Source organism: Streptomyces spiramenti (assembly GCF_012034385.1).
Lineage (GTDB): Bacteria > Actinomycetota > Actinomycetes > Streptomycetales > Streptomycetaceae > Streptomyces > Streptomyces spiramenti.
The window spans coordinates 1-7,421 of the sequence record NZ_JAAVJB010000238.1; the positions used below are offsets into that span (position 1 = coordinate 1).

Consider the following 7,421-nt stretch of genomic DNA (forward strand, 5'->3'; position numbering starts at 1 on the left):
GCTCCCTGCCTCGCCTCACCCGGGGCGGGCGCCGCGCGGAGCACGTCGGCCGCGCCGCCGCTCGTGCCCGCGGCGCAGGCCGAGGCCGTGCCGGTGGCGTTGCCCGCCGGCACGCTGCGCGCGTCCTCCGCGGCGGCCTGAGCCCGCCGGGGCCCTCTCGCCCCGCCTCCCCCGCTCCGTCACGCCGAACCGGCCGGCCGCTTACCCCTCGCTGCCACCGTTCGGTGCTCGCCGCCGTGCTCCGCTCCTCGACCCCGGGTGTCCGTCGGTCACAGTGCGGGGCCGGCGGTTTCGCGCCTCCGTCCCGACGACCGGACGCGGCGGCGCGCCGGGTCGCGGCTCCGCCGACGAGGGTGAGGGGCCGTCCGGGGGCCCGGCGGAGCCGGCGGACGGGCGTCGTGCGCGTCGAATTCGACTGACGCCGCAGAGGAATTCGTGCGTCCCGTGAACGCAGCTGTTCCGCTTCCCGGGGGGCGGCACCGAATATGGTAAGCCTTCGCTTACTGGACGTAATCGGGTGGGCGGTGCCACCATGCGGGGCAACCGTTCCCTTCCGGAAGGAGCTCCGCGCGATGCAGGGCGACCCCGAGGTCATCGAGTTCCTCAATGAGCAGCTGACCGCCGAACTCACCGCTATCAACCAGTACTTCCTGCACTCCAAGATGCAGGAGAACTTCGGCTGGATCAAGCTCGCCAAGTACACGCGCGCCGAGTCCTTCGACGAGATGAAGCACGCCGAGGTCCTCACCGACCGCATTCTCTTCCTGGACGCCCTGCCCAACTACCAGCGGCTCTTTCACGTCCGTGTCGGGCAGACCGTGACGGAGATGTTCCAGGCGGACCGGCAGATCGAGGTCGAGGCGATCGACCGGCTGCGCCGTGGAATCGAGGTGATGCGCGCAAAGGGCGACGTCACCTCCGCCAACATCTTCGAGTCGATCCTCGCGGACGAGGAACACCACATCGACTATCTCGACACGCAGTTGGAGCTCATCGAGAAGATCGGCGAGCCGCTCTACATCGCGCAACTGCTGGAGCAGCCCTCCGAGGCCTGACCGGTCCCGGGAGCGGAGAGGGGACGTCCCCGGGCGGGCCGTGGGCCCGCCCGGGGTGGCGGTGCGACCGCTCCGGGCGGGTCTGTCACCATGGGTGCCATGGGACTTCCGGACAGAACGGGCGAGCGGGTCGCGCCGGGGCGGCTGCCGCCCGGTCAGCGCGAGCAGCGCGGCTGGCCGGTCACCCACTACGGCCCTGTCCCGCGTTTCCGTCCGGAGCGCTGGGATTTCCGGGTGTTCGGGGCGACCGCCGACAGTGTCGGCCACAGCTGGGACCTCTCCCGGTTCTCGGCTCTTCCCTACGCGACGGTCATCGCGGATCTGCACTGCGTGACGCGGTTCAGCATGCTCGACGCGGAATGGGGCGGGGTTCGGACGCGGACAGTTCTGGAGGCGGCCCCTCCCGCAGCGGGGGTGACCCATGTGATGGTGTGGGCGGAATTCGGTTACAGCGCCAATATCCGCCTCGCGGATTTCGCCGCCGAGAACGCGGTGTTCGCCACCCACTGCGGTGGTGAGGCACTCACCGCCGAGCACGGATTCCCGGTCCGCCTGGTGCTGCCCCACCTCTACGCCTGGAAGGGCCCCAAGTGGGTCCGAGGGGTCGAGTACATGACGGCCGACCGGCGCGGGTTCTGGGAGGAACGCGGCTACCACAACATCGGCGAGGTCCGGGCGGAGCAGCGCCACTCCTACCAGGAGGAGCCCGGCGACGGGCCGGAGCTCTGACCGCCGACCGTCGAGCCGTCAGCCGGCCTCGTCGCGCAGCTTCTTGAGCAGCCGGACGTCCCCGAGATGTCCCTCGTGGCCGCCCGGTGTCTCGATGACCAGCGGAACGCCCGCGGTGCGGGGGTCCGCCAGCAGCTCACCGAAGGCGTCGGGCCCGATGTGGCCGGAGCCGATGTTGGCGTGGCGGTCGCGCCGCGAGCCGACCGCCTCCTCCGAGTCGTTGGCGTGCACCAGCCGGAGCCTGCCGGGTCCGGTGGCGGCGTCCAGCCGGTCCAGCAGCGCGGTCGCACCCCCGGTCGCGGCCAGGTCGTGGCCGGCGGCGAAGACGTGGCAGGTGTCCAGGCAGACCCCGACACGCGGATGCCCGTCGAGCGCCTCCAGGTAGGGGCCGAGCTCCTCCGGCAGCGAGCACAGCGACGCGCCCTGGCCCGCCGTCGGCTCCAGCAGCAGCCACGGCGTCGTCCGGCCGTCGTCGTCGGGGTCCGAGCTGCCGTCGGCGCTGTCCAGTTCCTCCAGCAGCGGCAGCAGCAGCTCCCGTACCTGCGCCAGCGCCACCGAGCGGTGCCGCCCGCCGGTGGCCGAACCCGTGTGGACCACCACGCCCTCGGCGCCGATCTCCGCCGCCCGCCGCAGTGAGTGCCGCAGGGAGTCCACCGAGCGGCGAGCCGTCTCGGGGGAGTGGGAGCCGGGGTTGATCAGGTAGGGCGCGTGGACGAACGCGCGCAGCCCTCGCTCGGCGCACCCCGCGCGGAACTCCGCGTCCTGCCGGGGGTCGCCGGCCGGGGTGGCCCAGCCGCGGGGGTTGGCCACGAAGACCTGCACGCACTCGGCGTCCAGCGAGTCCGCGTGCGGCAGGCCGGTCCGCGCCAGCCCGCCCGCGACGCGGATGTGGCCGCCGACCGGGTTGCGGCTCCGGGGGGCGTGCGTGCGGCGGTCCCTGGTGCGCGGCGTACGCGCCGTACCTGTGGTCACGGTGCACCAGGGTGCCACGGCCGCCCGGGGGTGGCGGCAGAGGGGGCCGCGGCCTCCTCGGGACACGCCGCGGCCTCCTCGGGACACGCCGCGGCCCGGGCGCGCCGCGAGGGCGCCCCGGGCCGGGTGTGCGGGGGTCGGCGCTCCGGAGGGAGCCCCGGTCTCAGTAGGGGCCGTCGACGTTGTCGATGGAGCCGTAGCGGTCCCAGGCGTAGTTCGCGGCGGCGACCAGGTTGGCGACCGGGTGCCACACGTCGTGAGGGGTGCCGTCGACGTGGTACGCGTCGAAGGTCGGCTGGATCACCTGGAGCAGCCCCATGGACGGGGTGCCGTTGATCCAGTTGATGTCCCAGTCGTTGATGGCCTGGGGGTCGCCGCTGGACTCCCGCATGATGTTGCGGTGCAGCCCGTCGTAGGAGCCGGGGATGCCGTTGTCGGACATGATGTCCAGCGCCTCGGCTATCCAGCCCTCCAGGTTGTCGTCGTAAGTCGGGGCGGGCTCCGGCTCGGCCGCGGGCTGCGCCGGCTCCGCGGCGGCCACGACGGGCGCCTCGCGCTCGGTCGACCGGCTCGCGGTCTGCTCGGCGGCCTCACGCTCCGCCGCGGCCTTCTCGTCGGCGGCCAGCTGCTTCGCGGCCTGCTCCGCCTCGGAGGCGTGCTCGGCCTCGGCGCGGCGGACCTCCGCGAGGGCCTGCTGGGACTCCTCGGCGGCCTGCTGCTGGGCGGCCTGCCGCGCGGCGTGGTCCCGGAGCGACTCCTCGGCGAGGGCGCGGACGTCGTAGGAGTCGTCCTGCTGCGCCGGGACGGCGGCGTTGGACAGGTCCCAGGCGGCCGTCTCGGTGGAGAGGGACTGGGCGGGCCGCTCGTCCGCGGCGGCGGGGCCGGGGACGACGGTGAAAGCGAGTATTGCGGCGCCGGAGAGTGCAAGGGAGGCGGTCGCGGTTTTCTGCGTCACCTGCAGGCGGCGGGAAAGCTGACGAGCGGGCATTGCGTAAACCTCGATCGATTCATCGCGGAAACGGGGCGAGGTTCTTGGTAACAGCCGGGAAAAACCTGTGGCAAAGGTGTGACGTGCTACGCCGGATAGTGAAAGACCCCACCGCCGGAAGCCCATGGGACTTTCGGCGGCGGGGTGGGGCGGTGCGGGGTTTGGCGCGAAGCGGTAAGGGCCCTTTACTAAGGCGGTTCGTATGTGACGCAGCCCCTATGGTGCAGGTCACAGAATTACCGAGTTTGATCACCTGTCGCGCGCGGGGAGGTGTGCGCCCGCGTGCGGTGATCGGGAGCTATCGGACATACAGGGTGATGGTGGACCCGCGAGGAGCGCGGTCGCCGCTGTGCACCGACTGGTTGAAGACCGTCCCCGTGAGGAAGAAGCGCTGCACCTCGACCTCGAACCCCTCCTCCTCCAGGATCTCGACGGCCTCGTCCTCGGACCTGCCGCGCACGTCGGGCACCACGACCATCTCGGGGCCCTTGGAGACGGTGAGAGTGACGGTGTCGCCCTCACCGGCGACCTCCTCCGCCTCGGGCGACTGCGCTGCCACCTCGCCCTCCGGGTACTCGGAGTGCACCCGCTCGCTCTCCACCTCGACCTCGAAGCCGGCCTCGGTGAGCTGCTGCTTCGCGCCGCCCTCCGGTTCGCCGACCACGTCGGGGACGGGCAGCTCCGGGCCGCGGCTGACCACGAGCTCCACGGCGGCGTCGGGGCGCCGCTCCTCACCCGCGGCCGGGGAGGTGGAGACCACCGCGCCCAGCGGCACCTCCTCGTCGAAGGCGCGCTCGACCCGGCCAGGGGTGAGCCCCGCCTCGGAGATCAGCTCCCGTGCCCGCTCCAGCTCCTCGCCCGCGACCTCCGGGACCGTCGCCAGCTCCGGTCCGACCGACACCTCGATCGTCACCACCGCGTTCCGCCGCACCCGCTCGCCCCGCTCGGGGTCGGTGGAGATGACGTGGCCGGCCTCGACGGTGGCGGAGAACCCCTCCGTCGCCTCCACCCGCAGCCCGGCGTCGCGCAGCGTCTCCTCGGCTTCGGCCTGCGGCAGGTCGTAGACGCCGGGGGTGGCGAGGAACTGGCCGGAATTCACGTACCAGAGACCGCCGCCCAGCCCCAGGACCAGCAGCACCCCGGCGACCACCGCGACCACGGTGCGGCGCGGTCCGCCGTCGAGCAGCGCCCGCCACCCCCGCCCGTCCGGCGGCCCCGGCGGGCCGGACTCCTTGACCTCGATGACCGCGGTCCGCTCGCCGCCGGCCGCGACCGGGGCCGTCGCGGCGCCGCCGGGCCGGGCGAAGACGCGGGTGGCGTCCTCGCCCCCGCTCTGCGGATGCGCCCCCTCGGGGACCGCGTCCAGCTGGGCGTCGGTCAGCCCGGCACGCGCCGACCGCAGCTGCGAGAGCAGCGCCGCCGCGTCCGACGGCCTGCGGCCCGCGCGGCGGGCGGTCGCCTGGGCGACCAGCTGGTCCAGCTCGGGCGGGACGCCCGGCTCCAGCCGTGAGGGCGGCGGCACGTTGCGGTTGACGTGGGCCATCAGCACCTGGGCGGGGGTGGCGCCGGTGTGCGGCTTCTCGCCGGTGAGCAGCTCGAACAGGAGGATGCCGCAGGCGTAGACGTCCGCCGCCGGGCCGACGTTGCCGCCCTCGATCTGCTCGGGCGCCAGGTAGGAGACGGTGCCCAGCAGGGACTCGGTCCGGGAGGTGGTGTCGGTGTCCACCCCTCGCACCAGCCCGAAGTCGGCGACCTTCACCCGGCCGTCGTCCCCGATGAGGACGTTCTCCGGCTTGATGTCGCGGTGGACCATCCCGGCGCGGTGGGCGGCGCCCAGCCCGGCGAGGACGGGCTCCATGATGTCCAGCACCGCCCGGGGCTGGAGCGCCCCGGACTCCCGCAGCACGTCGCGCAGCGTGCAGCCGGCGACGTACTCCATGGCGAGGTAGACGTACTCCCCGTCGGAGCTCTGGTCGGTCACGCTGACCACGTTGGGGTGGTTCAGGCGGGCCACCGACTTCGCCTCGCGGATGAAGCGCTCCACGAAGGCGTGGTCGGTGGAGAGGGAAGGATGCATCACCTTCAGCGCCAGGGTCCGGTCCAGCCGGGTGTCCAGCGCGCGGTAGACCGTCGCCATGCCTCCGACGGCGATCCGCGCGTCCACGCGGTACCGCCCGTCCACGACATGGCCGATCAGCGGGTCCTGAAGGGTAGCGTCCACACCGAGAGAGTTTACGAGGGGTGACGGACACCCCGGGTCGCCCGGGGCGCCCACCGGCCGGAACCGGTGCGGAACGGTGACGTTCGCACCGGACCGGCCGGGTCATCTCCGGCCGATCCTCACCACTCGGAGGGCAGCCCGATCACCTCTCGGAAGGCGGCCTCGTACGAGACCGCTTCGTCCCAGGCATCCGTGTCCTCCAGGCGGTCGTGGAACGTGTCCTCGTCCGGGGCCGCAGCGACCTCGCGCCAGTAGGCGGCCTCGGCGTCCCGCGCGTCGGCCAGCTGCAACGCGCCGACCTGCGCGGGGCGGCTGTCCCACACGCTGCCACGCAGCTGTACCGACTGGGCTTCGGCCTCGTCCGCGATCCGGTCCGCCCACTCGCCGAGCCTGGCCAGGGTCGCGTCGTAGGGGTAGGACAGCACGGCGGTCTCCATGCCGTGGGTCAACCGGAGGTAGTAGCGCTGGGTGTGGTCGTAAGTGGCCGGGTCGCCACGAAGTCCGGAGGTCAGCGAGTTGTCGGCCTCCGGGCTCTCCAGGAAGCAGACGACATCCCGGTGCCCGGCCTTCTCCCAGTCCTCCTGCAGAGGCAGGTAGGCGTTGACCACGACGTCCCCCTCCGGCGACGTCAGCTTCCACATGTCCAGCACGTAGGGAGCGACCATGGTGTCGCACGCCTGGAAGGCGAGGTCGTTCAGCGCCTCCCGCCCCGGCCACTCGGCGCCGGGCGCGAGCAGACCCACGTACCCGAACGCCTCGGCGGAGTGGGGCGCGTCACAGGCGACCAGCTCCGCCAGTTCGACCACTTCCACTTCCTCGTCCTCCTCGCCGAGCACGCCCTCGTAGGGCCGGAAGCACTCCCCCGGCGAGAGCAGCACGGACAGCACCGGACCGGTGGCGGTCGGGCGGTCCGGGTCGGTCTCGTCGTGCCAGTCCTGCCACTCCTCGGCTGGTGCCTTCCCGTCGTCGTCGGGTGCGTCGTCGGCCGGGTCGACCTCGGGCGGATCGGTTTCCGGCGGGAGCTGTTCGGAGGCGACCGTCGTCTCGTCGCCGTGCTCCCAGGAGAGGGCGACCGGCACGGCGACCGCGGCCACGCCGAGCTGTGCCACCGCGATCGTCGCCGCCGCCACGGCCAGCGAGCGGCCCCGCGCCGGTCGGCGGCGGTGGCGGCGCAGCGCTAGGGCCGACAGGCCCAGGGCGACGGGGGAGAGCAGCATGCCGGCGGCGCCGATCGCCGCGATGGACAGCGGCTCCCGCGGCAGCTGCTCACCCGGCTGCGGCGCGCCGAACGTCGGCGGGACGGCCGGGGAGGGGGCAGCCCATGGGTGCTGGTGTGCGGTACTCGGCGCCGGGGCCGCCCAGGGGTTGTGGCCCGCGGGCACGGGGGTGGGCGCCGCCCATGGGGTGTGGGGCCCGGCCGGCGGTACGGCAGGCGGTGCGGACAGGGGGCGGGGCC

6 protein-coding genes are annotated in these 7,421 nt (G+C 73.3%); 2 read left to right on the forward strand and 4 right to left on the reverse strand.

Annotated elements, in window-relative coordinates; translation table 11 throughout:
* The first annotated feature begins 572 nt into the window (after positions 1-572).
* Both bfr and HCJ92_RS20390 read left to right on the forward strand, forming a co-directional pair.
* Positions 573-1,055 (forward strand): bacterioferritin, encoded by a 483-nt coding sequence (bfr, locus tag HCJ92_RS20385; protein WP_167935073.1) that lies wholly within the window; start codon positions 573-575, stop codon positions 1,053-1,055.
* Positions 1,056-1,154: 99 nt separating this feature from the next.
* A complete protein-coding gene (locus tag HCJ92_RS20390) occupies positions 1,155-1,784 on the forward strand; it encodes a molybdopterin-dependent oxidoreductase (protein WP_167935074.1) in 630 nt (209 codons plus the stop codon).
* Positions 1,785-1,802: 18 nt separating this feature from the next.
* Here the strand turns inward: HCJ92_RS20390 and HCJ92_RS20395 are convergent, their stop codons facing one another.
* The 4 genes from HCJ92_RS20395 to HCJ92_RS20410 form a co-directional block, all read right to left on the reverse strand.
* Entirely contained in the window at positions 1,803-2,672 is an 870-nt protein-coding gene (locus HCJ92_RS20395) for a deoxyribonuclease IV (RefSeq protein WP_338054291.1), read from the reverse strand.
* A 247-nt stretch (positions 2,673-2,919) separates the two neighbouring features.
* Positions 2,920-3,744, reverse strand: coding sequence for a transglycosylase SLT domain-containing protein (locus HCJ92_RS20400; RefSeq protein ID WP_167935076.1), 825 nt, complete (start codon positions 3,742-3,744; stop codon positions 2,920-2,922).
* Positions 3,745-4,042: 298 nt separating this feature from the next.
* Entirely contained in the window at positions 4,043-5,965 is a 1,923-nt protein-coding gene (pknB, locus tag HCJ92_RS20405; protein WP_167935077.1) for a Stk1 family PASTA domain-containing Ser/Thr kinase, read from the reverse strand.
* A gap of 119 nt (positions 5,966-6,084) precedes the next feature.
* Positions 6,085-7,421, reverse strand: a 1,337-nt coding sequence (locus HCJ92_RS20410; protein WP_209311374.1) for a septum formation family protein, incomplete at its 5' end; no start/stop codon positions are given.

Bases quoted from the DNA above. Each gene is read 5' to 3' on its own strand.
- HCJ92_RS20390 (WP_167935074.1), top strand. From the start codon at position 1,155: ATGGGACTTCCGGACAGAACGGGCGAGCGGGTCGCGCCGGGGCGGCTG.
- bfr (WP_167935073.1), top strand. From the start codon at position 573: ATGCAGGGCGACCCCGAGGTCATCGAGTTCCTCAATGAGCAGCTGACC.
- HCJ92_RS20400 (WP_167935076.1), bottom strand. From the start codon at position 3,744: ATGCCCGCTCGTCAGCTTTCCCGCCGCCTGCAGGTGACGCAGAAAACC.